This window comes from Bartonella sp. MU37NMGALS, from assembly GCF_042194015.1.
In the GTDB taxonomy this organism is placed as follows: domain Bacteria; phylum Pseudomonadota; class Alphaproteobacteria; order Rhizobiales; family Rhizobiaceae; genus Bartonella; species Bartonella grahamii.
Window position 1 is genome coordinate 205,947 of the sequence record NZ_JBHIML010000003.1, and the last position, 26,255, is coordinate 232,201.

Sequence of the window (26,255 nt, forward strand, 5' to 3'; positions counted from 1 at the left end):
ATACAGTTTTCAGGATGAAAGGAGAAACGGATGTCTTATGATGTGGCTGTGATCGGAGCAGGTCCAGGAGGTTATGTAGCAGCAATAAAGGCTGCACAACTGGGGCTTAAAGTAGCGATTATTGAAAAGCGTACAACATTAGGAGGAACATGTCTCAATGTTGGTTGTATTCCTTCTAAAGCATTGTTGCATGCTTCAGAAGTGTTTTCTGAAACCCAGCATGGTTTTGAAACGCTTGGTATTTCTATTGGTAAATCTAAGCTTAATCTTGAACAAATGATGGTTCATAAGAAAGCTGTGGTGACAGCCAATACAAGTGGTGTTTCTTTTTTGATGAAAAAAAATAAAGTTGATACTTTTTTTGGGACAGCCAAAATTTTGAGTGCGGGTCATGTGGAGGTTGTTGCCAGAGATGGTAATAAACAAACAATTGAAACAAAAAATATTATTATTGCTACCGGTTCAGAGAGTTCAGGCATTCCAGGGGTGAATGTTGAAATTGATGAAAAGACTATTGTTTCTTCTACGGGAGCTCTTTCACTTGAAAAAGTACCAGAGCATATGATTGTAGTGGGTGCTGGTGTTATTGGTTCAGAACTTGGATCAGTTTGGAGCCGTTTAGGTGCTAAAGTTACCATTATTGAGTATCTTAATAAAATTTTGGGCTCAATGGATGGTGAAGTTTCACGGCAATTTCAGAAATTAATGGAAAAACAGGGGATAGAATATAAAACGGGAACAAAAGTAACAGCTGTTACACAATCCGGCTCAACTGCTCAGGTGACTTTTGAAGCCGTCAAAGGTGGCGCAGCTGAAACTTTAGAGGCTGATGTTGTGCTTATTGCTACTGGACGTTCTCCGTATACGGAGGGGCTTGGCTTACAAGAGGCTGGTGTTCAGTTAGATGAACGCGGATTTATTGCAATTGATGCTCATTGGCAGACGAATGTTCCAGGAATTTATGCGATTGGTGATGTCGTAAAAGGGCCAATGTTAGCGCATAAAGCAGAGGAAGAAGGCGTTGCTGTGGCAGAAATTTTGGCAGGTCAAAAAGGGCATGTTAATTTTGATGTCATTCCTAGTGTTGTTTATACGCAGCCGGAAATTGCGAGTGTAGGAAGGACAGAAGAAGAGCTAAAAACTGCTGGTATTGAATATAATGTTGGCAAATTTCCTTTTATGGCTAATGGTCGTGCACGTGCAATGCAAAAGAGTGATGGGTTCGTTAAAATCCTTTCTGATAAAAAAACAGATCGGGTATTAGGGGGGCATATTCTTGGATTTGGTGCTGGTGAAATGATCCATGAAATTGCAGTTTTAATGGAATTTGGTGGTTCATCAGAAGATCTGGGGCGTTGTTGCCACGCACATCCTACTTTATCAGAAGCCGTGCGTGAGGCAGCTTTGGCAACATTTGCTAAACCACTTCATATTTAAAAAGCTTTTAAAAAGTACATTTTAAAAGGCATAGGAGGCAGAAAATATTTGTGAAGCATACAACAACATTTTAAAACTTTAAAAAGGAATACAACCAATTATATTGAAATATTCCGTTTGTTGTATGCTTTTCGATAATTACTGTTTTAAAATTCAGTTGTGTAGTTTTTATTGATTATCCTGTTGTGCATTATCGTTTAGAGCGGTGGTGTTTGTTTGGTTTATGTAAAGTTTTACATATGGGGTGGTTTTTTATACTATTATAAAATATTTAGGATAGGGTTCTGAGCCTATTTGCGTGCTTTGTTTTAAGAACACATCTCTCAAAATGCGCAAACCTACTTCACGATGGTGCTCGTGAATGGTATAGCTGTAAAGTTCCTCTTGAAATATATAAAATTCATTCAAATTGTTATAAGACCTATTTGTGCATCATCATCTTTATGTTTAGTAAACGTATACGCTGACGTTAGAATGCACTTTTTCAGTTCTCAATATTGCTAAAGCTCTTTATTATTTGAGAGTTTTTATAAGAGAATATTACAGTTTTCAGCGTTATTAATCAAGTTGAAAATGATATTTATTGTTATAAATCAATGTTTTATATATGAAAATGAATCATATGAAGAGGGAAGCCAAGAGGAATTCGCTCAAAGAAATTTAATTGTTTAATGATTGGAGTGGGTTAAGGATCTTTGTCATTTAAGATAAAGAGGGGAGGGATTGAATATTCTACAAAATACCACTCTTTTTTAAAAGAGCGGTATTTTTATATCTTTTCTTTATCACACTATCTTTTTGATGATAATGACAAGTTATACAGTGTGATTAAATTAGTTTTTGCTTCTCTGTTTTTCTTGATCATTGCTTGTTATGTCTTAGAAAGATGATATGTCTCTTCTTTAAGGTTGTTAAGAAATCGTAATGTTGCCAAAATATAACGAATAGCTAAAATTTTTTTGAAAACCATAATTACATGAGAATATTAAGTTTGTTTTCATTGGGCAGTTTTCTGATAACTTAAAAAATCAAGCATATGCTTTCTATAGGTATAAATTTAAAATTCTAATTTTTTATCCTCTTGTTGTTCTCTTATAAAAGTGGGAAGCCCCATACGATCAAGATATTTAAGGAAAGGGCGGGGTGGTAATTCCTCTACATTGACCATAGTCTTAACATCCCATTCGCCTGTAGCAATGAGAAGGGCTGTAGCAGCGGCTGGTACGCCAGCGGTATAGGAAATGCCTTGTGCTCCAGTTTCATGAAAAGCTTGTTTGTGATCGGCTATATTATAGATAAAAATTTCTCGCAGGTGTCCATCTTTTTCGCCTTTAATAAGATCTCCGATACAGGTTTTTCCTGTGTAGTCTGGGGCGAGAGAGGAAGGGTCGGGTAAGACGGCTTTCACGACTTTCAAGGGCACGACTTCTTGACCTTCTGCCGTTTTAATTGGTTGTTCGGATAAGAGTCCGAGGTTTTTTAGAACCGTAAAAACAGTGATATAACGTTCACCAAATCCCATCCAGAAACGGACATTCTCCACATCGAGATTTTTTGATAATGAATGAATTTCATCATGTCCCGTCATATAGGCTTTTTGTTTTCCAACAACGGGAAGATCCCATTCATGGCTGACTTCAAACATTTTATTGGAAGTCCATTTTTTATTTTGCCATGACCATACTTGTCCTGTAAACTCACGGAAGTTAATTTCTGGATCAAAATTTGTAGCAAACCAACGCCCATGATTTCCGGCATTAATATCAATAATATCAATATCTGTGATTTTATCAAAATAATTATCACGCGCTAATGCTGCGTAAGCATTCACTACACCTGGGTCAAAACCTGCTCCTAAAATAGCGGTTATACCAGCTTTTTCACATTCTTGACGCCGAGGCCATTCATAATTGCCATACCAAGGAGGTGTTTCACAGATTTTCAACGGGTCTTCATGAATCGCTGTATCTATATAAGCGCATTTGGTTTCAATACAAGCTGAAAGAACAGACATATTAAGAAAGGCAGAACCAACATTAATGACAATTTCGCATTTGGTCTTTTGGATGAGCTTTATAGTTTCTTCTACATTCATGGCATTGAGCGAATGGCTTTTGAGAACACCCTGTTCTTTCATTGTGTTTTTTTCTTTAATGGAAGCAATGATGGCTTCACATTTTTTGAGTGTTCGTGAAGCAATGTGAATTTCACCAAGAATATCGTTGTTTTGAGCACATTTGTGTGCAACAACTTGTGCAACACCTCCAGCACCAATAATGAGAACATTTTTTTTCATTGTAGGTTCATCTCCTTTTTAATACTGTTGTATGACGTTTTTATGGTTGATCTTTATGAAAGGCTTTTCTGATAGTCGTTATAGCTGAATTGGCGTTGAAGTGTTAGTGTACCATCGCATTCTTTGAGAACAATAGCAGGCATTGTAACGCCATTAAACCAGTTTTTCTTGACCATTGTATAACCTGCTGCATCCTGAAAAGACAGCCGATCGCCTATTTTAAGAGGTTGTTGAAATTGAAATGTTCCAAAAATATCACCAGCAAGACAAGATTTTCCACAAACCATGATTTCATGGGGACCTTGATTGGGTTCTAATTTGGCATTTTCACGATAAATGAGAAGATCAAGCATATGTGCTTCAATTGAGCTGTCAACGATGGCAAGATTCTTTTCATTATACAATGTGTCAAGAACACTGACTTCTAATGTGGTGCTTTTGGTGATAGCAGCTTCTCCTGGTTCTAGAAAAATAGTAACACCATGGGTTTTAGAAAATTGTTTTAAACGTTTTGCGAAAGATTCTAAAGGATAATTTTCAGCGGTAAAATGGATACCACCACCAAGGCTTATCCAGTCAACAGCAGAAAAAAGTTCTGCAAATTTTTCTTCCATATACCCAAGCATTTGATTAAAAAGATTAAAATCAGCATTTTCGCAATTGTTGTGGATCATCAGGCCATTGATGAGGGGTAGAACTTCTTTTATAGCGCTTTGATTGGTTTCGCCTAAGCGGCTAAAAGGGCGGGAGGGATTAGCAAGATCAAAATTGGATGCGCTGATTCCTGGATTTAACCTCAAACCCCGTTGGATGGTTTTGGTAGCGTTGGCAAAACGTTGAAGCTGTTGGATTGAGTTAAAGATAATTTTGTCTGCATAGCTACAGGCTTCATCAATTTCATGATCGGCCCAAGCAACCGAATAAGCATGTGTTTCTTTGCCAAATTTTTCTCTTCCTAAACGCAGCTCATAAAGGGATGATGATGTGGTTCCATCCATGAACTCAGACATTAAATCAAAAACACTCCATGTGGCAAAACATTTCAAAGCAAGTAAAATTTTAGCTCCAGACATTTCCCGTAAACGAGAAATTGTTTGCATGTTTTTGATGAGTTTCGATTTGTCTATAAGATAGTAGGGGGTTTTTATCATCATTTATTCATTCTTTTTTGAAGGATCTTATTACCAAGATCAACGTTTAGTACAAAGAGTAACAGAATGTCTCAAGAAAAAAGAGTCTTAAGAAAAGAATCTGTTTCTGTCTAGCAAGAGAAAGGCTTTCTGTAATTACTGTTGTTTATTATTTTGAGTTTTGCGTTATGAGTATGAAAAAAAAATTATATTATGCTTTAGCTTTTGTATTGGTTAGCAGTTTTTTCATTATAACAACTACTCTTGTTAATTGGGGGAAAAATAGGAGTTATGCTAAAGCCAAACTGGTTACTCAGACTTCTGTCCAAGATAGTTCGGTGCCTTTGATTTTTACGGGGCGTAGAGAACTTAATGGTTTTAAAGGTTATCGTCATTATCGGCGTGGTTATCGTAAATATAGTGATAATTGGTGGTATCCTGAAGTGGCATTTGTTACATCACGGCACTTAAGCACAAAAGGCGCATCATTAAAAGTTGTACCAGATGCTAAAAAAGTGTTTTTAACGTCTTCTTCGGAAAAATTAGAAAAAAAAGAGCCATGGATGCTTAAACAACATATTGAATCTTGCCGTGCGCGTTATCGCTCTTATAATAAAAATGATAATAGTTTTCAGCCTTTTCACGGGGGGCGTAAACAGTGTTTATCACGCTTTTTTAAAGGATAGAAATTATTAAATAAAATTTTAATTGCTTCTTGTCGTGGGCGTTATTGTTCTTACAATAAAGAGAGAATTTGTGTGGTGTACAGCATTTTCATGCAAGCATTGTTTTTTTAAATTTAAATGCTTTTAAGTTTTATTAAATCTTATTATCATTAAGTGTGGAATGGGGGGTGAGAATATAAGTTTTTGTTTTGTCGATGACAAAATATTAAGGACAGGATGGAGTTGAAAGAATGACAACACGGGAAGCAATGTTGGTATTGCTCGTTTTGCTTCCCTTTGGTGGAAGTGCTATCATTGGCTTTTTTCGTTCGACAGCAAAAAATAATGAAGCGTGGTTTGCTGGGATTGTTGCACTTTTCTGTCTTATTTTTACAATAATGCTTTATCCGGAAGTTAGCGGAAACCACGTAGTGCGTTTAGATATTTCTTGGCTTCCAGAATGGGGGAGCGATTTGATTCTCCGTATAGACGGTTTGTCGTGGCTTTTTTGCTTGCTCATTACAGGAATTGGGCTGCTTGTTGTCATTTATTCACGTTATTACATGGATCCAGCAGATTCTGTACCGCGTTTTTTTTCCTTTTTTTTGGCCTTTATGGGATCAATGACGGGAATAGTCTTATCAGGCAATCTCGTATTTTTGGTTATTTTTTGGGAACTCACTAGTATTTTTTCTTTTTTGTTGATCGGCTATTGGTACCATAATGCAAGTGCGCGTGAGGGTGCACGTATGGCTCTAACAATCACAGGTTTTGGTGGTTTTGCCCTTTTTATTGGGGTTTTATTGATTGGGTATATTGTTGGCAGTTTTGATTTGGATAAGGTGCTGCAGTCTGGAGATATGATCCGGTCAAGTTCTCTTTATAGTCCTGTCCTTATTTGTATTTTATTGGGGGGATTAACAAAAAGTGCGCAGTTTCCCTTTCATTTTTGGCTGCCCAATGCGATGGCTGCTCCAACCCCCGTATCGGCTTATTTGCATTCAGCAACAATGGTAAAGGCGGGATTGTTTTTGCTTGTGCGTTTATGGCCTGTGCTTTCTGGGACAGAATCTTGGTTTTGGCTGGTTGGCTTTTCAGGAATCTCTACATTGCTGCTTGGTGCCTATTTTTCCATGTTTCAGCAAGACTTGAAAGGACTGCTTGCTTACTCAACTATTAGTCATCTTGGATTGATTACCACGCTTTTAAGCCTTGGTAGTCCACTTGCATGTGTTGCAGCGATCTTCCATATGGCTAACCATGCTACTTTTAAAGCTTCTTTATTTATGGCTGCTGGTATTATTGATCACGAGACAGGAACACGTGATATGCGTAAATTGTCAGGGCTTTATCGCTCTATGCCTGTTACAGCAACTCTCGCTCTAGTTGCAAGTGCAGCGATGGCTGGAGTTCCTTTGTTGAATGGTTTTTTATCGAAAGAGATGTTTTTTGCTGAAGCTGTTGAAACGCATATGGAATCATGGCTCGACTGGATTGCACCTTATGTAGCAACACTGGCTAGTTTGTTTAGTGTAACCTATTCTATACGCTTTATTCATGGTGTTTTTTTAGGACCAAAACCTGTCAATTTATCCAAAACTCCCCATGAACCACCGCATTTCATGCGTTTACCAATGGAGCTTTTGGTGTTTATTTGTTTAGCAGTTGGTATTTTTCCTAATTTAACAATAGGACCTATTTTAGATAACGCGGTCGTGTCTGTTTTAGGACCAATGACAATCCCTTATAGTTTAGCTGTTTGGCATGGGCTTAATACTCCATTAGTGATGAGTTTTGTTGCGCTATTAGGAGGCGGATTGCTTTATGCTGTCGGGCATCGTTATTTTTTATCCTGTGATGATGGGGCGCCTTTTTTTCGTCACTTGAATGGACCGCGTATTTTTGAACGCATTCTCGTGATTATTTCTTGGAAATGGGCACGTGCGGTGGAATCTATTTTGTCAACACGCCGTTTGCAGATACAGTTGCACTGGATTTTTTGGGTGTGTTTTGCATTTGTTGGTTTTTTACTTTGGTGTGATGGTTTCATTTCAGCGGGGTCGTTACCGCTTTTTCCAGTTGATATTCCTTTTCTCGCTCTTTGGTTAGTTGGCGGATTATGTGCGCTTTTAGTTGCTTGGCAAGCAAAGTTTCATCGTCTTGCGTCACTCATGTTATCGGGGGGAGCCGGTTTGATGACTTGTGCAACCTTTTTATGGCTTTCTGCTCCTGATTTAGCAATAACACAATTAGTTATTGAGGTTGTTACAGTCGTCTTATTATTGCTTGGTTTGCGGTGGTTGCCTAAACGCTTACATAATCCTACTCCAACGCCTGTTCGTTTTTTTGTGCGCTTGCGTCGTATCCGTGATTTTATCATAGCCCTTGTGGGAGGTGCTGGTGTAGCATGGCTCTCTTTTGCAGTGATGACACGTCCTCAAAGTACGACGATTTCTGATTTTTTTCTCACCAAGGCTTACTCTGATGCTGGTGGTCGCAATGTTGTGAATGTGTTGTTGGTTGATTTCCGTGGTTTTGATACTATGGGAGAAGTTGTCGTTTTGGGTGTTGTATCACTCACTGTTTTTGCCCTTTTACGACGGTTTCGTCCTGCCCCTGAAAGTATTGATGCACCTTTTCAGCAACGTGTCCAGAAAGCCTTTGATATGGCACAGCCTAATCGAAATGTGGGAGATACAGTATTGAATTATTTAGCTGTTCCTGCTGTTATCATGGGTTGGCTCTTTCCGATTATTATCGCTTTTGCTGTTTATTTATTCATGCGAGGGCATGATCTGCCAGGAGGTGGATTCGTCGGTGGTATTACTTTGGCGATAGGGTTTATTTTACAATATCTTGCACGCGATATTCGGTGGGTGGAAACGCATTTGAGAGTTTTACCTTTGCGTTGGATGGGCTTTGGCTTATTGTTGTCAGTCGTAACGGGGATTGGCTCTTGGTTTTTGGGATATCCTTTTTTAACATCCTTTTTTCGATATATTCATTTTCCGTTAATTGGAAAAGTTCCCATAGCATCTGCTTTTTTGTTTGATTTTGGTGTTCTTTCCCTTGTGTTAGGAGCAACTGTCCTCATTTTAATTGCGCTTGCACACCAGTCAATTCGGAGTTACCGAATCGGTAAGAAACCTGTTTTGAGAGAGAAGGAAAATTAATGGAAATTGTTCTTTCTTTAGGTATTGGTATTCTTGTTGGATCAGGAATTTGGCTTATTTTACGTCCACGCACTTTTCAAGTCATTCTTGGTTTGTCTTTGATTTCCTATGGTGTCAATCTTTTTATGTTTTCAATGAGTAGACCGCGTAGTAATGCCGCGCCAATTGTTGATCCTACTACTGTTATTAATCCAGCTAATTATGTCGATCCTCTCCCTCAAGCCTTGGTTTTAACTGCAATTGTGATTGGTTTTGCAACGACAGCTTTATTTTTAGTTATTCTCTTGGTTTCACGCGGTTTAACGGGTTCAGATCACGTTGATGGACGTGAGGTGCAGTGATGGAAGTAGGGGCGCATCATCTCCTTATTTTGCCTATTCTTTTGCCGTTAATCACTGGAGCTGCTCTACTTTTCTATGATGAACGGCGTTCGAAATTTAAATCATTGATTAGTCTTTTTTCGGCGGGATTGTCGGTCGTTATTGCTGTTTTATTAATTATACGTACTCTTGAAATAGCGCCGGCTTGTGATGTTTATCGGCTTGGCAATTGGCCCTCTTCCTTCGGAATTGTTTTGGTCCTTGATCGTTTAAGCGCCATGATGCTTTTACTTTCAAGCTTGTTGGTGACTAGCGTACTGGTTTTTGCGCGGGCTTATTGGTACAAAGCGGGTTCTCATTTTCAGTCACTGATGCAATTTTTTATGGTGGGGATAAATGGCGCTTTTTTGACCGGTGATTTATTTAATTTATTTGTATTTTTTGAAGTTATGTTAACGGCTTCCTATGGGCTTGCTTTGCATGGTTCTAGTCAGGCACGCGTACGCGCAGGGTTGCATTATGTCGTGGTTAATCTTGTTGCTTCATTACTTTTTTTAGTTGGTACAGCACTCATTTATGGAGTCGCTGGTACTCTTAATATGGCCGATTTGGCTGTTAAAATAAAATATATATCTTCTACAGATATTGTTTTGTTCGAAATAGGTGTTGCACTTCTAGGTATTGCTTTTTTGCTTAAGGCTGGTATGTGGCCGCTTAATTTTTGGTTGGTGCCAACTTATAGTGCAGCAGTAGCGCCTGTTGGAGCTTCTTTTGCGCTTTTGAGCAAGGTGGGTATTTATATTATTTTACGTTTAACGCTGCTGTGGTTTGGTCCTGAAAGTGAATATTTTAACCATTTTGGTCATACCGTTTTGTTTTATGGTGGGTTGGCCACTATGATTTTTGGTTTTATTGGGGTATTGGCGAGTCAAGTTTTAGTGCGTTTGGTAGCTTATAGTGTTCTTGTCTCTTCTGGTACATTGTTGGCAGCAATAGGGATCGGCAATGCAGCACTGACAGCAGGTGCTCTTTTTTATATTGTTTCTTCAACTTTAGCACTGGGAGCTTTTTTTCTTTTGGTAGAGTTGGTTGAACGCTGTCAAGATGTGGCTGCTAATGTTCTGGCTGTCACAATGGAGGTTTATGGTGATGATGAAGAGGAGGAAGAAGATGAAGTTGGCACATATTTCCCTGTAACCTTGGCAATTCTTGGGGCTTGTTTTGGTATTTGTGCCATTTTGATTATTGGATTGCCACCTTTTTCTGGTTTTGTTGCTAAACTTATGATGTTCATGGCAGTTTTAAACCATAGTAGAGAGGATTTTTTTGCCTCTCTTCCGGTTTATCACGATTGGCTTTTTGTGGTTTTTGTTACCCTCTCTGGTTTTGCAGCTTTGATTGCACTGACACGAACGGGGATTCGAACTTTTTGGGTTTCTCTTGAAGGTCGCGTTCCCCGTGTGCAGGTGATAGAATTTGCACCTATTGCTGTTCTTCTTGCTTTGTGTTTTCTTATAACAATTGTAGCCGGTCCTGTTAGTCATTATATGTCTGAAACTGCTAAGACTTTGTATGAACCTCAGAATTATATTGGGAGCGTTTTAACGGATTTTTCTCTCGAAAAGAGGGAGATGAATAAATGAATCGTTTTTGTCCTTCTCTTTTTTTCAGTGGTGTCATTGTCCTTATGTGGCTTATTTTAAATGGTTTTAGTTTAGGGCAATTGCTTTTAGCCATTATAACCGCTTTGTTTTGTGGTTGGATGATACGGCTCCTTGAACCGGAGAAGGTTGCTATTAAAAGTTGGAGTGCGGTTTTTCGTCTTATTTTTCGAGTCTTAATAGATTCTATATCCTCAAATATCTCGGTCGCTTGGTTTGTTTTAACAAAAAGGTCTCGAAAACAGCGATCTGGCTTTATTGTAGTGCCTCTTCTGCTTCATAATCGCACTGCTTTGGCTATTTTAGCGTGCATCCTTTCGGCAACTCCTGGAACGGCTTGGGTTGCCTATAATAGTAAAAAGGGTGAGCTTTTGCTCCATGTCTTAAATTTAAAAAAAGGATATAATTATCAACGATTGATAAAACAACGGTATGAGCAATTACTTTTGGAGATTTTCTTATGAGTATGGTGATCCTTTATTGGGGGCTTTTCTTTTCACAGTTTTTTTTAAGTTTGGCGGTGATCTTCGCATTGTTTCGGTTGATTCGTGGTCCACGGGCACAGGATAGAATTGTTGGTTTGGATGCTCTTTATATAACCACTGTTCTTTTGTTTCTTACATTCGATATCCGTTCAGGAACAACCATTTATTTTGTTGCTGCTCTCATTATTGGGTTGTTGGGGTGTGTATCAAGCATCGCTTTAGCGAAGTTTCTTATGCGGGGGGAGATTATTGAATGAAAGATGACGTATCGCTTGTGGTGGCTATTGCTATCACGGTTTTCTTAATATTAGGGTCTGGATTGACACTGATCGCAACGATAGGTTTGTTGCGTTTTTCCAGTTTTTATCAGCGTTTGCATATGCTTTCAGTATGTACGAGTTGGGGCGTTGGTAGCATTCTTATTTCTTCATTTCTTTATTCAATATTTGTGGACCATTATTTTGTTTTTCATGAAGTGTTGCTGATGTTTTTTTTGTTTTTAACAGCACCGGTAGCTTCTATGTTGCTCTCACATACAGCAGCTTATCGACATCATTCAGAAGAACAGTCAGAAAAACCGCTGGCTCTTTTATTAAACCAGACGGAGGAAAAGTTACCCACGTCAGAAGGAACATCAAGCGATGAGAGCCAGCGCGGTTCTTGAAATGTAAGAACCTTCCTTATTCTATGCTTTTTTCTTCTACACAGTGGATGGGCTTTTCTTCTTTTGGATCATCAATAAGATCGTAAAATATGGCTTCATTTTTAGTTATCCACCAAATGTATTGACCACCTACATATTTTCCTCCAGAAGCGGCAATTACATTAGAACCAATGATGCGCTTACCGTTCCATTTTAAATCAACAAGCGCAATATTGCCAGCATTATGATAAGTTGCCTCAACATGCTCTTTGCTTGTTCTCATATCGCATTGATAGGAGACGGTCTCTGTTGTTGGTTCTGGATCATCTGGTACTTCAATGACTAAAGAACTTGCTAATGCATTAATTGAACCTAGGAGGAACACACTTAAAGTAATGAAAAATTGTTTAGTAAAAGAAATTTTTTTCATAATATTTCCCGTGTTATTTAAAATAATAATGTTGACTCATCTTTACAGAGGATAGGTTTTTTTTCTTCTGGATCCTGAGAAAGGTCATAAAGCATGACTTCTTTGTTCTTCTCCCACCAGATATACTGAGCTCCTGCAAATTTTGCTCCTGTCGCCGCGATGACATTAGCAGCAATGACACGATCACCGTTCCATTTGAAATCAACCAACGAAATATTGTCAGCATTAAGATAGACTGCCTCAACGCGCTCTTTACCTGTTTCAGTATCACACTGGTAGGTAATGGTCTCTGTTTTTGGCTCTGGATTGTCTGGTACCTCAATGATAAAAGAACCAGCTAAGCTATTGTTTGAGCTGAAGATTGATAAACTTAAAGCGGTGAAAAATCCTAAAATATGTAAAGTTTTTTTCATGATGCTTCCCTATATTCCTATATTGCGCACAAAGAATAATTTGATTGATACGATGGTGCCTACGGCAGGATTCGAACCTGCGACCCCAGGATTCATACCACTTCGATTTTCACCGCCAGCTTTTCACGGCTGTTTGTGGTCTGGACTGTCTCTTCACCTTGAAGCTTTTGCTCTTTAGGTGCTGCCCGTTCAGTCTCTACACCTTTCTCTCATTTGAAGAGAGACTTGGCTCGGGATTGGCATATAGTCTCCCATGAAGCTTTCCCCGAATTTGAGCAGATTCACTTTGAGGATTTCTCCTCAAAATGCCCAATTTCTTTAGGAATCCTGTGCTCTATCCTACTGAGCTACGCAGACATCATCATACTTATTCCTTTAATAGAAGTATAAAAACGAATCAATTATATTCAATATAAATTAACGAATTTCTGCTAATTTTTGTTCCAGAAAAGTCAAAACTGCTTCCGGAGAGACATTTTTTGCAATAAATGATTGACCAAGTCCGCGTGTTAAGATGAAGGTCAAATTGTTTTGCGAAACTTTTTTATCTTGGGCAATGAGAGTTATTAAACTTTCAGCATCTGGTAACTTCCCTGGGATATCCTTTAATTGTGTAGGCAAACCTATAGATTTGAAGTGTGCTTCAATGCGTTGTGTAAGTGTGGGGTTTATCAAATTTAGTTGAGCAGAAAATTGATGCGCTAGAATCATTCCAATTGCTACAGCTTCACCGTGAATTAAACGCTTTGATTCATAAGCCGTTGCTGTTTCAAGCATGTGTCCAAATGTATGGCCGAGATTTAAGAGCGCGCGCTCTCCTGTTTCTTGTTCGTCACGTGCTACAATGGCGGTTTTAAATTGGCATGAGCGGACAATGGCTTCTGTTCGCATAGGGCCATTAGAAAAGACTTCTTGTCCATTTTTTTCAAGCCATTCAAAGAAATTAGGCTGGTTAATGAGTCCATATTTGACCATTTCTGCGTAACCAGCACGAAATTCGCGCGGTGGTAGGGTATCAAGAAGACATGTGTCAGCAATAACGCATTGCGGTTGATAAAAAGTACCAATAAGATTTTTACCATATTGGCTATTGATTCCAGTTTTTCCACCAACGGAGGAATCAATTTGTGCAAGAAGCGTTGTGGGCATTTGAATGAAGTTCATACCACGGCGGATTATACTTGCCGCAAATCCTGCTAGATCGCCAATGACACCACCGCCAAAAGCAATAACACAGTCGCCTCTTTCTAAACGCGCAGCAAGAATTTGATCGATGACAACTTGCAGGGTTGAAAATGATTTTGATTGTTCTCCCGCTTCTACAATAATAGGGACAGTATGAATTTTATTTTTTGTTAACTCTGCTTGTAATATCTCCAAATGAAGGGAAGCAACATTTGTATCTGTAACAAGTGCCAAGCGCGTTGGATGAGGATCTTTTTTGTTAAGAGCATGTTTAATCTGTGAAGCAGCTTGGGCAATCAGACTCGGACCAATGATGATATCATAACAGTGTTTGTCCAGTTTAACAGTGACGGTCTTTGTTTGCATGCTGATTTTCCCTATTGTTAATTTCTGTGTATAGGTAGTGCTGTACAGATCGTATAACATTTTGTGCTACGGTATGACGGCTTTCTTTATGACTGTTAATTGTTAAGTTTGCCTTTGCATAGATAGGATAACGCTGTTCCATGAGTTTTTGCATGGTTTCTTTAGGATTGGCTGTTTGAAGCAGGGGGCGTGTTGGGTGCTTTGAGACACGTTGCATGAGGATATCAAGATCGACTTTTAGCCATATGGATATACCATTTTGATGAATGGTTTTTCGGATATTTTCGTTTATGTAGGCACCACCACCTGTTGCTAAAACAAGGGGACTTTTTTTCATGAGGTTTAGAATAACACGCTGTTCAAGAGCACGAAATTCTGATTCACCATAAATTTCAAAGAGTTCAGTGATTGTCATTTGCGCAGCTTTTTCAATTTCTTGGTCAGAATCATAAAAGGGTAAACGGAGCATGGTGGCGACGCGTTTTCCGATCACTGATTTGCCTGCTCCCATAAGACCAACAAGGACAAGTGCTTTTTTATCAAGGGACGATAAGAGCTGATTCTTTATTTGTGTTATAGGGACGCGTTTTGGTCGATTGCTTTTCATAACTTTATTTCGGCATTTATCCATCTTAAAGTCAATTCCTGTTAATCTTTGTGAGGCATAATACGAGATAGAATATTTTTGGGTAGGTTATTATCTTATGCCAACATTGACCAGATTTTTGATGATTCTTTTCATTTTGCTTTCTGTTCTTTTCATTATAATGGGTGCTCTTGTGGTTTGGGTTGAACCAGTAACTGTGGATATGTACATCGATGTTCCCTTGGATTCATGGAATCTTTCTACGGAAGCGAATCAATGAAATGAAAAGTGGTGCTGTGATAGATCATTTTCTTGAGATGATGAGCGCGGAGAGAGGAGCTTCACCTCATACGCTTGCGGCTTATCAGCATGATTTGCAGTGGGCACAAGACGAATTGTCTTCACACTCTGTTTCGCTTTTTTCAGCACAAAAAGAAGATTTAATTGCCCTTTTGTCGCTTATGCATACTTTTGGTTTTGCGGCATCGTCACAAGCACGCCGTTTATCGACTTTGCGTCAGTTTTATCAATTCCTTTATGCTGAAGGGTTGAGAGCAGATGATCCCTCTCATGATATTGATGCACCTCGTCAGGGGCGCCCTTTGCCCAAAATCATGAGTGAAGATGCAGTGATAAAATTGCTTGATTTAGCACAGTTAGAAGTCAATCAAGCAGATTATGGGTCTAAGGATTATCTGCGTGCATTGCGTCTTCAGCTATTGAGTGAAATGCTTTATGCAACAGGATTGCGTATTAGTGAATTGGTGAGTTTGCCTGTGCAGGCTGTTCGGGGGAAAGCATACAGCATTTTGGTTCGTGGTAAGGGCAAAAAAGAACGAATGGTGCTGTTATCAAAAAAAGCATATCAAGTTCTTTTGCAGTGGTTAAATTTACGTGATCAGGGAAAGGATGTCGCAAGTCCTTATCTTTTTCCTGCGAATTCCGAGACAGGATATATTGCTCGTCAAGTTGTTGCGCGGGAGTTGAAAAATCTCGCTAGAAGAGCAGGAATAGAAAGTAAACACTTTTCTCCCCATGTGTTGCGCCATGCTTTTGCTAGTCATCTTTTGCAAAATGGTGCCGATTTGCGTGCAGTTCAACATTTGTTAGGTCACTCTGATATTGCTACCACTCAGATTTATACCCATGTGTTGGAAGAGGGACTTTATCGTTTAGTTAATGAGCATCATCCACTTGCCGATGAGTAAAAGGCTCGTTAAAGAATAAGGTGATGTTTTTGAAAAAGACTTTATAAAGCAAATTATAAGTGTATAAGTGACACTGAATGAGTTGGTACAAATGTATAATTATCTTGATTTTGAAAAACCAGTTGCTGATCTTGATGGGAAAATTCTTGAATTAAAAAAAATTTCTCAGGAAAAAGGCAGTCTTGATATGAGCGATGAGATTGTTCGTCTTGAAGCGCGATCTCAAACAGCGTTGCGCGATATTTATAAAAAATTATCGCCGTGGCAAAAAACACAAGTGGCTCGTCATCCTGATCGTCCCCATTTTATGGACTATTCTAAACGCCTATTGAGTGATGTTACACCTTTGGCAGGAGATCGCAAGTTTGCTGAAGATGAGGCTATTCAAGCTGGGTTTGCACGTTTTAGGGGAGAAGCAGTTGCTTATATCGGTCAAGAGAAAGGTCACGATACACAAACACGTTTGCGCTATAATTTTGGTTCTGCACGCCCAGAAGGATATCGTAAAGCTGTACGTATTATGGAAATGGCTGACCGCTTTGGTTTGCCACTCCTCACTTTTATTGATACAGCAGGTGCTTATCCTGGGGTAAGCGCTGAAGAACGTGGGCAAGCGGAAGCAATCGCTCAATCAACAGCTGCAACTTTGCGTTTGAAAGTCCCTGTGGTTTCCGTTGTTATTGGAGAAGGCGGTTCTGGAGGGGCGATAGCAATTGCTGCAGCCAACAAAGTTTATATGTTGGAGCACGCGATTTACTCTGTTATTTCACCAGAAGGAGCAGCTTCTATCTTATGGCGTGATCCAGCTCGTGCAAAAGATGCTGCAATGAATATGCGTATTACCGCTCAAGACTTGTATCGCTTAAAGATTATTGATGGCATTATTTCGGAACCTTTAGGGGGGGCGCATCGTGGCAAAGAGATTGTCATTGATGCAACGGGTGATGTTATTTCAGAGGCGTTAAAAGCTATGGCTGGAAAAGATGGTGAAGCTCTTAAACAAGAGCGAAGGGAAAAATACCTTCAAATTGGTCGATCTCTAACATAGGTTATTTTTTGTGAGGGGATTGATTGGAGTTTTATTCGATGACATTTAGAAGATTCCTCGCTGTGTGTGTGTTGTTTTTAATGGGAATATTGACGGCATGTGGGGGAAGATTGCCAGCTTCTATTCGTGCCAAAGTTGAGCAGCCGTTGCCACAAGAAATCCAGAATAGAATGGCTTTATACGATATTGATCCTTATGCACCAATTGTAATGCGATTTTTCAAGGAAGAAAATCTTGCTGAAGTTTGGAAGCAATCTCGTTCAGGGCCTTTTATCTTGGTTGCTCGCTATGGCATTTGCAAATGGTCTGGTAAGCTTGGACCTAAATATAAAGAAGGAGATTTTCAGACACCAGAGGGGTTTTACACTATTAGCGCAAACCAAATGAATCCTTATTCAAAATATTATCTTTCTTTTAATATAGGATTTCCTAACCTTTATGATCAGGAAAATGGTCGTACAGGAAGCAATCTTATGGTGCATGGTTCTTGCTTTTCCGCAGGTTGTTATTCTATGAGTGATAAGAACATGGCTCAGATTTATGCGTTTGCACGGGATGCTTTTAAAGGAGGACAAAGAGAGTTTCAGTTGCAGGCTTTTCCTTTCCGCATGACCGAGGATAATATGTTACGTCATAGCAGTGATCCTCATTATCAATTCTGGGTTATGCTTAAGAAAGGTTATGATTTTTTTGAAAAAAATCGTCAGCCTCCAACTGTTGAAGTTTATGGAAAACGTTACGTTTTTAATCGCGACATTGATAAAACTTCAGTTTCTCTAATACAGTGAGTGTTATTGTATCCTGCTGCACCGTACTATTACTTATAAATGGCGATACAGGATATGCAAAAACTTTACGCATAAGGTGTCTAAGTGGGTAGTCAATCTTTTAAAGTGCAGAGTTTTTTCATAGAGCCTTATGCAAGTAAATCAGATGAAGTGGGAAACCAAGAGGAATTTTCTCAAAGAAGTTGGATTGTTTGCACATCGGTACTGGTGCCAATCTTCGTTTTTAGTGAAGAGTAAGTTAACATAAAATGTACCTCTCTTTTTATTTCTTTCAAAGAGTTTTATTCTTTCATGCTGTAAAATATTGTCTTATCATGCTGTTATATAAGATACATTCACATATTTTAAAATGCGATATTGCCTTTGTCTGATTTTGGTTTTTTGCCTTAACAGGGATTTTGATTTCAATTAACTGGAGTAAATATAGAGTTGAGCAGAATATTTTAGAACCAAGAATTTGTCCAATCGGTTTGTGAAATGAATCACATGAAGTGGTTTGCAGATGAAGCGCATTTAGAGAGAAAACAATCTGATTACAGATTGATGGATATTAAATTTTTCATCATAACAATTTGATTTATAATAATTTATCATTTTGCAATTTGAGTTGAGGGACTCAATATCATCAGATTCTTTTATCTTAAAATCTGTTTATGATGAATTAATCGAAACCATTTTTTGCACGTCATAAAATTGAATTGGCATGTGAATAAAACCCTTAAAGAAAGGAGTACAGATATTTCTCATGAGTACTCTAAAGTACCAAGGTTTTCCAAAGCATTTTCAACTGGCAAGAGCATGAGGCTACCAGCTTGCATATTTATGGAGTAAAGATGAAGAATGGGGCTGATACATTTTATGGAGAATTTTGTATTATATTATTTGTGGGTAGCGTTTTGAAATAGGGATGATGCGTATTGAGAGACGGTTTTTTTAACGAAAGCGTGAGTTCGCGATACAATGATGTTCTATTTTGTGTGAGGGCGACTATTTTACAGATAAGGGTAATATCGCTGGAGTGTTTTACTACGTGGTCATTTTGCGTCATGCGGTTTTGTAAGAGAGCTAAAAATTTTAATTGTGGTAGTCTATGGGAATTTTGCTGTCCAGTGAAAAGGTACGAATAATTTTATGGGAGTCATTATTGTGTAGCAAGCATTGTTAAAAATGTGTATTCTCTTATTTTTTTATTCCATTATGTGAATAAACTTGAATAGGAATGTTTGTAAATTTATAACGTATTGATTTATAATGATTTTAGCGTTATTCAACTTGAATTAGAATCTTGGATACCGTAAGATTCTCACATTTAAAAGCTGTTCCATGTTGAATCAATTAAAACCATTTGCTTGCGTATTACAAACGGGGATAGCCGCGGGGGTAAAACTGTGCAAGAAAAGACTAAAACGCTTTTTATGAACCATTTAAAGTGCCAAGAGTTGTTCGATATTGGGGATTAGCAAAGTGTGTGATGATGCCGGTTTGTTCCTTTAAAAGCATAAAGATGGTGGTACCAATGAATTTAATGTTATATCATTGAAGGGGAGAAAAAATTAAAATTTTATTCCTGGAATGACTAGAGGATTTTCTAAGAGAGCTGTTTTGTCTGCAGTATCTATTGCTGGTTTATTAAAAAAAGCATTAAGGAGTTTTTGTATTGCTTCTTTTTCAACACCATCGGCAATGATGACAAAACGTGTTTGTTTTATTCCTTTTGGCCATGCTGGCAATCTTATGGGAGGATGAAAAAATGTTTGTACGCCATGTAATACAAGTGGGCGATGAGGGTTATCATGCAATGCGATAATTGCTTTAATACGTAATAGTTTTGTACCATAACGCTCTTGTAGGATATCTAAAAAAGCTTCAATTGTGGCGTAATCAACAGGACCCTCACAGTTGAGTGAAAAGGTACGAATGGTTTTATGGGGGGTATGATCATGTGGGGTAGTCGTAAGATTTTGTTTAAGTTTTGTATTTTCTACTTTTTTATCCCATAATGTGTTATTTATTAATAGCTTTGAACAGAAATCTTCAGAATGGGCGTCAATGATTTGTGCTGTAGGATTAATCGTTTTAAGTGTGTTAAGGAGCGTATCTGAAGGTGTTTGTTGGGCTATAAGGTCTGTTTTGGTGAGAATAATTTTATCAGCAAATATTAATTGTTTATATATTTCAGGGTAGCGCTCACATATGGAAAGTGTGCTTAATGTATCAAATGTTGCAAGAACAGCATTTATAGACAATGTTTGAATAAACAACGGGTGGCTTAAAAGTATTTGTAAAATAGGGGCGGGATCAGCCATCCCTGTGGTTTCAATGATAATATGATGGAGTTGTTTGATCTGTCCTGTCTGAACGCTATTTATTAAATCAATTAATGTATCGATGAGATCACTGCGTAAATTGCAGCATAAGCAACCATTGGCAAGCTCAATAATTCCTTCTGTCGTTTTTTCAACCAGAAGGTGATCAATGCTGATTTCGCCGAATTCATTGATAATAACAGCACATTCTGTTAAGAGCGGGTCTTGTAGCATACGGTTGAGCAAAGTTGTTTTGCCAGAGCCTAAAAAACCAGTAATAAGCGTGAGAGGGATGCGCTTTATTTTCATATTAATCATCAACCGTGGTTTTGTTTAAAAAACATATCTTAGTACGTCTAATCAATTTATAATGGTATCCAAGAGGGATATAATGGTCAATCTCCTATGAATCCATTGTACCACTATCTTTACGCTTATAAGGTTAAGTGCACATGGTATATCATACACTTTTTTAGCGTCAATGTTATGATAATTCTTGGTTCTTGAAAGGACTTATAGGAGGAATTTTTATTCCTTATTTTAATTATTTTATCTACATGTTCATCCACCTTGTGATGTGCAAGAGACTGTTTTTTATTGATTCAACAAATACAGATTTGAAATGAGAGAATCTTACAATATTTGTGGTTATGACATGAGGTGAAAATAATTAATTATCATTATAAATCAAGGTGTTATAATTAATCGTAGATTATGATTTATGGCTTTTTTATAGAATGATTTGTGCGTCTTTTATACGAACTATGAGGTTTTCTTAGAGGCTTTACTGTTATTTTAGGTGTTTGTGGCATACGAATGAGGTGTACTGATAAAGGATGAGAAAAAGAAGGTGGAGCAGTGATAAAAGGAGAAGTGAGAATAATATTTCCTTGATCATCATATGAATTTGCATGCATTTTTATGGCTTCAGGTGTGCATGTTTGTTGTCTCATATTGTTGGCTTGTGTTATGTTTCTCCCATAAGGTTTTAATGTTGCTAGTGTTAATTGCGGTCTTCCTTGGTGCAAAAATCCTGTTTCAAGAAGTTGTGCAGCTTTTTCTTCTCTTTCACTTATGTTGTTAGCACCTAGAATGACAGCAATAATTGTACGTTTATTGCGGGTGGCTGAGGCAACAAGATTAAAACCGGAGGCACAAATAAAGCCTGTTTTCATTCCGTCTATTCCATAAAAACGGCCAATGAGGTTGTTTGAGTTATGCTGGATTTTTCGATTATTACCAAAATCAATGGCTGGAATAGAAAAATAATGAGCATATTGTGGAAATTCTCGACGTATTTGAACGGCTAAAAGAGCAATATCGCGCGCCGTGGAGTAGTTTTGAGGGTCTGGTAAACCACTTGCGTTCGCAAAATGCGTTCCAAACATGCCTAAACGTTTAGCTTCGCTATTCATTTTACGTACAAAATCTTTCTGTGAACCTGAAACAGCTTCACTCATGGCAATGGCTAAATCATTGGTAGATTTAACCATGGTGATACTTAAGGCTGTATCAAGTGTGAGTACAGAACCAGCTTTATAGCCTGAACGATATGAGGGAGCTTTTGCGGCGTATTCGCTGATGGTGATATGTTTGTTTGGTGAAATTTCCCCTCGGCTCATGGCACGAAAAATAACATAAGCGGTCATTAATTTTGTCAAGGAAGCAGGATACCAACGCTCAAAAGCTTGATTATGTTTTAAGATATGCCCCGTTGTAACATCAACAGAAATAAAAGGCTGCGCTAGAGCAACAGCGCTGAATAAACTCAAAATCACAGAAAAAAATAAATTATAGAAGAGACGTTGCATTAATTTAAATCGAGTTCCCTCTTATTCGTTATTTAGAATTGTTTTAATGTAGCACACAAAGCTTTTAAGTCTAGGTTAGGAAGGAAAGATGGTTAATTGCTGTATCCGTTGTGTCTCGGAGATAAAAACCAATACTCATTTTTATTTTCCCCTTGAATCTGGTTTGATGACTTACAGTATTTCAAGAAATACTTTTTAAATAATGAAGATTGTACAAGATTTCCGATATTTGGGGGTATTTATGTTTCTCAGGAAGAAACAAATCGGCATAATCATAAATTTTTCTTGTCCTCCTGTTAGGACAGCCCTTGGCACTTGAGATTGAGACGGTTCGTAAAAAGAATTTTAATCTTTTCTTATATCATTTTATTCACACGAGGCATCCTCGCTTGTAATGTGCAAGCAAATGGTTTTAATTGATTCAAAATGGAATAGATTTGAAATGAGAGAATCTTACGGTATTCAGGGTTCTCATTCAAGTTGAATGGCTATAAAAGATCATTGTAGATCAATGTGATGTATGTTTTTTAATGATTTTAAAGAGAGGAAGAATTCTTTCTCAAAAAAAATTTACACATTGATCATTTCTTGTAATGTACATGTGTTTTATAATTTTGAATTAGAAAGTTTGAAGTATCTTTCTTATTTTTTTCCATATGCTGCGTTCAATATACAAAGTGATACGTTATTCTGACCAATTAGTGCATTGTTTCATGATGATTTAGTTTTTGAAGCTTCTGAACAGCGTATGGTGGCATAGGGGGAGGGGTAGGATCTTGAGCTGCTAGGAGAAGCAGTTCATCACACGCTTTTTCAGTTTTTTGGACAAGTTGATCTAGAAAATCACGTTTGCTTAAACCAGCCTCTATCGGGGGAAGAATACGGACACGAATTGTTCCGGGATAGCGTCGAAAATTATTGCGTGGCCAGTATAAACCCGCATTGTGTGCAATAGGGACAACTTGAAGTCCTAGTTCATTATAGAGCGCGACAATTCCTGACTTATAATCTGGTTCTTGACCGGGTTGTCGGCGTGTTCCTTCCGGAAAAATCAAGATTTGGCGCCCTTGTTTTACTTTCTCTTTTGCTTTTTGTATAACCATTTTTAAGGCTTTGATGGGCGTTGTACGGTTAATGGGGATAATTTGTGTTTTTGCCATATACCAGCCAAACAATGGAATCCACATCAATTCACGTTTTAAAATGAGAGTGGGATCATCTAAATAGGGAACAAGACTGAAAGTTTCCCAAGCCGATTGATGCTTTGGAGCAATGATATAGGCCCCTTTGGGAAGATTTTCTAAACCTTCAATCTCATAACTTGTGCCTGCGATGTATTTTTGCAAAAAGAGTGTAATGCGCGCCCATGTTTTAGGGACAATCCATGCCTTTTTGCGGGGCATTAAAAAATAAACGGGAGCGTAAAGAATCATTTGTATGAGAGTTGTTGTATAAAAAGCGAACGTAAAAAGAATAGAACGAAGGATAAGCACTACATTTTCCATTTTATATCTATAAGAAGACTTCATATATAATATAACTCACATGAGAAAACATCTTCTTTATGTTTTTTCAAACATCTATTTTTTCGGTAACTTATTTTCCGATATTTAAAAACAGAAGGAAAGAGGTTGATGGAATTACAAAAAGATAAACTTTTTATTCCACGGATTTTATCTATTGCGGGAACAGATCCTTCTGGTGGCGCTGGAATGCAGGCGGATTTGAAGGTTTTTTCAGCTATGAAAACTTATGGTATGAGTGTGGTTACAGCTGTTGTTGCACAAAATACTCAGGGTGTGCGTTCTTTTCAGACATTAGATGCTTCTTTTGTTGCAGATCAAATTGATTCTGTTTTTGAGGATATCCATGTTGATGCCGTTAAAATTGGTATGGTTGCAAATGCTCAGATTGCACAGGTTATTGCACAACGTCTTGCTTATCATAAAGCGCGGTTCATTGTTTTTGATCCGGTTATGGTTGCAAAAAGTGGTGATGTTCTTTTAAAATCTGATGCAATTGAAATTATGCGTGATGTTCTTGTGCCGATGTCAACTTTGATCACGCCAAATTTGCCTGAAGCTGCACTGTTATTGGGAGGTGAAGTGCAATGGTCTTTAGAGACTATGTATCAATATGCTCCACGACTTTTGGCGCTAGGGTGCCATGCAGTTCTGTTAAAAGGGGGACATTTGAATACATTTACCAAGAATAGTACAGAAAATTACGATTGTTCTAGTCCAGATCTTTATTGTGATCGTGAAAACCTTGTTATGCTTGGAGCTTCTCGCCTTTCAGCCACTCATGATCACGGGACAGGGTGTACCATTTCTGCCGCTATTGCAGCTCTGTTACCTACCCAACCTCTGGATTGCGCTGTTAAACAAGCAAAAGATTATTTGCATGGCGCTTTAACTGCTTCAAATGCTTTAAAAGTGGGGAAAGGGCGAGGGCCGCTTCATCATTTTTATGCATTATGGAAAGATTAATACAACAATTGATTGTGAAAAATCTTCACTTTATGAATTTGTTTCGTAATTATATGCTGTTTTGGACGTATGACTGATAAGTATTAGCGCATTGTATGTTAACAGTTATTTTGTATTAAGACCGATGAGAAAAAATGTTATAATGCGTCTCTTTTATATATTTTTTACGATTAATGTATCCTGTTTCAGAGGCAATTTTGAGTATAAAAAAGAGAGCTAGGAATTGTAAAATCAGAATTTGATAGCAAAAAGGATAGAAGGAAAGATCTTTTACAAGGGGATATTGAAGCTGGCTGATCCCACTATATTTTCTGTTTCTTATATTGGTGGCAAAACAGGATGAGCCAAAGTCGTTATCAAAATTATTGAATATATCTAACATTTACAGAGTTTTTGTCGGCATGGGTAGGGTTTTCTAAATGGTAATTGATACGTCCTGATGGAATTATCAATGATCTTTCAGGTGATGTGGTGAATTTTTTCGGATATTACAACCTCATTATCCTCTTTTTATGGAACTGCTTTATGAAATTGCTGACATTTCAGATGAGCAGCCGTGAGGAGTTTCAACATTTAATACAGCAAGATCTAGAAACTTTCACGGATTTAGAGCGGGTTTTAAGGTTTTTATATTTATAGTGATTAAGTTTTAGCGAGAAGGTAGTTGATCGCTCAATCAGAGTTTCAATAGATCCGTAGCATGTGGTTTAATCTTTTCAAACTTGAATTTTTATTCTGTCATTTAACGGATTTCATCATTAAGTATTTAAACTGATCTGATTTTATTGTGCGCTATGACTGTCCAACACCTTATTTTACGTTTATTGAAGTTATGTTCTTCATGTAAAATAGTATGCTTCAAGTAGAATGTACTTATATTGTTAATTTACATGTTTATTTTAAAGAGATTTCTCTCAAGGTGTGTCACATCCATTTATAATAACGTCCGTGAATGTTCTAAAGCCTCTATGAAGTGTATAAAGCTATTATGCTTCTCATTTTTACGTTTTTAAGGTGAAAGGGGGGAGCCCCTATATTATTTTTAGCTCTCAATGTTGCGATAAGCTTTGGTATTTTAGAGCATTCATAAGAAGAACTTTAATTCCTTTCTTCAAGTGAATTTTATCGATACGTCAATTTTACCTGTTATGCGTGAGCAGATGATTGTGAGTGATTTAATATATAGAGATTTGAAATGAGATAATCCTATGATATTTGAGACGCTTGCTCAATATGAATAAAGATAAATTATCTTTATAAATCAAATTATTGATTTATTTTGTGTTGAAGATTATTCTGGATAAGAATTTGTTCAAGAAAGAGGTTTATTAACGGCCTATTGTTTCATAAAATATAACCGCTTCTTCATCAAAAGGCTCGAATACTGATGCCATAACATTTCCATAATTTCTAAAATCTTGAAGTGATTCAACTTCCTTGATTTTGAAGTTATCCGGCATAGAAGTAACATGTGAGTCTATATTTTGTGCTAAAGCGGCCATTCCTACCTCTGTTTCAATATGCTCTAAGCCCATAGATAAGAGAACTTCATCAACTTTATAATGAGACGAATGCGGTCCAACCCACCAAGCTAAAGGCAGTTTTTGTGCATTAAAGAAATCAATTATAGGTTTTTCTTGGTCTACAGGTATAGTTTCTTGTAAATTTTTAGCAGAAACAATATTGAATGTGTCTGAAGCAAATGTTGAGTTAACAGAAGATACTCCATTTGGAAAATCAACAACCTTCATTTTAGGGCATAATTTTGGTAAAAAACGTACCTTTGAACAAAAATTATTCTCTAACGATAAGTCA

At 37.7% G+C, this 26,255-nt stretch carries 21 protein-coding genes and 1 pseudogene; 12 read left to right on the forward strand and 10 right to left on the reverse strand.

Annotation, left to right across the window (positions count from 1 at the left end):
- Window positions 1-30 precede the first annotated feature (30 nt).
- Entirely contained in the window at window positions 31-1,437 is a 1,407-nt protein-coding gene (gene lpdA / locus ACFIJP_RS03380) for a dihydrolipoyl dehydrogenase (RefSeq protein WP_375625538.1), read from the forward strand.
- Between the two features lie 1,057 nt (window positions 1,438-2,494).
- On the opposite strand, the gene ACFIJP_RS03385 is transcribed toward lpdA, so the two are convergent.
- Both ACFIJP_RS03385 and ACFIJP_RS03390 read right to left on the reverse strand, forming a co-directional pair.
- Window positions 2,495-3,733, reverse strand: a complete 1,239-nt coding sequence (locus tag ACFIJP_RS03385) for a saccharopine dehydrogenase family protein (RefSeq protein ID WP_015857100.1) — start codon at window positions 3,731-3,733, stop codon at window positions 2,495-2,497.
- Window positions 3,734-3,786: 53 nt separating this feature from the next.
- Window positions 3,787-4,884, reverse strand: a complete 1,098-nt coding sequence (locus ACFIJP_RS03390) for a carboxynorspermidine decarboxylase (RefSeq protein ID WP_375625558.1) — start codon at window positions 4,882-4,884, stop codon at window positions 3,787-3,789.
- A gap of 167 nt (window positions 4,885-5,051) precedes the next feature.
- Here ACFIJP_RS03390 and ACFIJP_RS03395 point away from each other — a divergent pair, with 167 nt between their 5' ends.
- The 7 genes from ACFIJP_RS03395 to mnhG all read left to right on the forward strand — a co-directional run bounded on the left by ACFIJP_RS03395 (window position 5,052) and on the right by mnhG (window position 11,831).
- Entirely contained in the window at window positions 5,052-5,549 is a 498-nt protein-coding gene (locus ACFIJP_RS03395; RefSeq protein ID WP_375625539.1) for a BA14K family protein, read from the forward strand.
- 230 nt (window positions 5,550-5,779) lie between these two features.
- Complete coding sequence (locus tag ACFIJP_RS03400) at window positions 5,780-8,701, forward strand: monovalent cation/H+ antiporter subunit A (protein ID WP_375625540.1); 2,922 nt, start codon at window positions 5,780-5,782, stop codon at window positions 8,699-8,701.
- Complete coding sequence (locus tag ACFIJP_RS03405) at window positions 8,701-9,042, forward strand: Na+/H+ antiporter subunit C (protein WP_015857096.1); 342 nt, start codon at window positions 8,701-8,703, stop codon at window positions 9,040-9,042. The genes ACFIJP_RS03400 and ACFIJP_RS03405 overlap by 1 nt, the downstream gene beginning before the upstream one ends.
- A complete protein-coding gene (locus ACFIJP_RS03410) occupies window positions 9,042-10,664 on the forward strand; it encodes a monovalent cation/H+ antiporter subunit D (protein ID WP_375625559.1) in 1,623 nt (540 codons plus the stop codon). Before ACFIJP_RS03405 ends, ACFIJP_RS03410 begins: the two co-directional genes overlap by 1 nt.
- Complete coding sequence (locus ACFIJP_RS03415; RefSeq protein WP_375625541.1) at window positions 10,661-11,146, forward strand: Na+/H+ antiporter subunit E; 486 nt, start codon at window positions 10,661-10,663, stop codon at window positions 11,144-11,146. The genes ACFIJP_RS03410 and ACFIJP_RS03415 overlap by 4 nt, the downstream gene beginning before the upstream one ends.
- Window positions 11,143-11,424, forward strand: a complete 282-nt coding sequence (locus ACFIJP_RS03420; protein ID WP_375625542.1) for a K+/H+ antiporter subunit F — start codon at window positions 11,143-11,145, stop codon at window positions 11,422-11,424. Before ACFIJP_RS03415 ends, ACFIJP_RS03420 begins: the two co-directional genes overlap by 4 nt.
- Window positions 11,421-11,831 carry a monovalent cation/H(+) antiporter subunit G gene (gene mnhG, locus ACFIJP_RS03425; RefSeq protein WP_375625543.1) on the forward strand — a complete coding sequence of 137 codons (411 nt, stop codon included), beginning with the start codon at window positions 11,421-11,423 and terminating at the stop codon, window positions 11,829-11,831. Before ACFIJP_RS03420 ends, mnhG begins: the two co-directional genes overlap by 4 nt.
- A 16-nt stretch (window positions 11,832-11,847) precedes the next feature.
- Here mnhG and ACFIJP_RS03430 read toward each other — a convergent pair whose 3' ends face one another.
- The 4 genes from ACFIJP_RS03430 to ACFIJP_RS03445 form a co-directional block, all read right to left on the reverse strand.
- Window positions 11,848-12,240: an MliC family protein gene (locus ACFIJP_RS03430; RefSeq protein WP_375625544.1), complete on the reverse strand. Its 393-nt coding sequence runs from the start codon at window positions 12,238-12,240 to the stop codon at window positions 11,848-11,850.
- Window positions 12,241-12,257: 17 nt separating this feature from the next.
- A complete protein-coding gene (locus tag ACFIJP_RS03435) occupies window positions 12,258-12,653 on the reverse strand; it encodes an MliC family protein (protein WP_375625545.1) in 396 nt (131 codons plus the stop codon).
- 417 nt (window positions 12,654-13,070) lie between these two features.
- Window positions 13,071-14,204 carry a 3-dehydroquinate synthase gene (aroB, locus tag ACFIJP_RS03440; RefSeq protein ID WP_375625546.1) on the reverse strand — a complete coding sequence of 378 codons (1,134 nt, stop codon included), beginning with the start codon at window positions 14,202-14,204 and terminating at the stop codon, window positions 13,071-13,073.
- Window positions 14,179-14,811 (reverse strand): shikimate kinase, encoded by a 633-nt coding sequence (locus ACFIJP_RS03445; RefSeq protein WP_375625560.1) that lies wholly within the window; start codon window positions 14,809-14,811, stop codon window positions 14,179-14,181. Before ACFIJP_RS03445 ends, aroB begins: the two co-directional genes overlap by 26 nt.
- Window positions 14,812-15,071: 260 nt before the next feature.
- Between ACFIJP_RS03445 and ACFIJP_RS03450 the strand changes: the two genes are divergently transcribed.
- The 3 genes from ACFIJP_RS03450 (at window position 15,072) to ACFIJP_RS03460 (ending at window position 17,834) form a co-directional block, all read left to right on the forward strand.
- Window positions 15,072-15,998, forward strand: coding sequence for a site-specific tyrosine recombinase XerD (locus ACFIJP_RS03450; RefSeq protein WP_375625547.1), 927 nt, complete (start codon window positions 15,072-15,074; stop codon window positions 15,996-15,998).
- Between the two features lie 91 nt (window positions 15,999-16,089).
- On the forward strand, window positions 16,090-17,046 hold the full coding sequence (locus ACFIJP_RS03455) for an acetyl-CoA carboxylase carboxyltransferase subunit alpha (RefSeq protein ID WP_375625548.1): 957 nt from the start codon (window positions 16,090-16,092) through the stop codon (window positions 17,044-17,046).
- A gap of 38 nt (window positions 17,047-17,084) precedes the next feature.
- Window positions 17,085-17,834 (forward strand): L,D-transpeptidase family protein, encoded by a 750-nt coding sequence (locus ACFIJP_RS03460; RefSeq protein ID WP_375625549.1) that lies wholly within the window; start codon window positions 17,085-17,087, stop codon window positions 17,832-17,834.
- Between the two features lie 1,553 nt (window positions 17,835-19,387).
- Here ACFIJP_RS03460 and ACFIJP_RS03465 read toward each other — a convergent pair.
- The 3 genes from ACFIJP_RS03465 to ACFIJP_RS03475 all read right to left on the reverse strand — a co-directional run bounded on the left by ACFIJP_RS03465 (window position 19,388) and on the right by ACFIJP_RS03475 (window position 23,456).
- Entirely contained in the window at window positions 19,388-20,449 is a 1,062-nt protein-coding gene (locus ACFIJP_RS03465) for a CobW family GTP-binding protein (protein WP_375625550.1), read from the reverse strand.
- A 410-nt stretch (window positions 20,450-20,859) separates the two neighbouring features.
- Window positions 20,860-21,951 (reverse strand): D-alanyl-D-alanine carboxypeptidase family protein, encoded by a 1,092-nt coding sequence (locus tag ACFIJP_RS03470; RefSeq protein ID WP_375625551.1) that lies wholly within the window; start codon window positions 21,949-21,951, stop codon window positions 20,860-20,862.
- A 698-nt stretch (window positions 21,952-22,649) separates the two neighbouring features.
- Window positions 22,650-23,456, reverse strand: coding sequence for a lysophospholipid acyltransferase family protein (locus tag ACFIJP_RS03475; RefSeq protein WP_375625552.1), 807 nt, complete (start codon window positions 23,454-23,456; stop codon window positions 22,650-22,652).
- A gap of 129 nt (window positions 23,457-23,585) precedes the next feature.
- On the opposite strand from ACFIJP_RS03475, the gene thiD reads away from it, so the two are divergent.
- Window positions 23,586-24,440: a bifunctional hydroxymethylpyrimidine kinase/phosphomethylpyrimidine kinase gene (gene thiD, locus ACFIJP_RS03480; protein WP_375625553.1), complete on the forward strand. Its 855-nt coding sequence runs from the start codon at window positions 23,586-23,588 to the stop codon at window positions 24,438-24,440.
- 1,328 nt (window positions 24,441-25,768) lie between these two features.
- Here the strand turns inward: thiD and ACFIJP_RS03485 are convergent.
- Window positions 25,769-26,255: pseudogene (locus ACFIJP_RS03485) on the reverse strand (N-acetyltransferase); the annotation flags it as partial.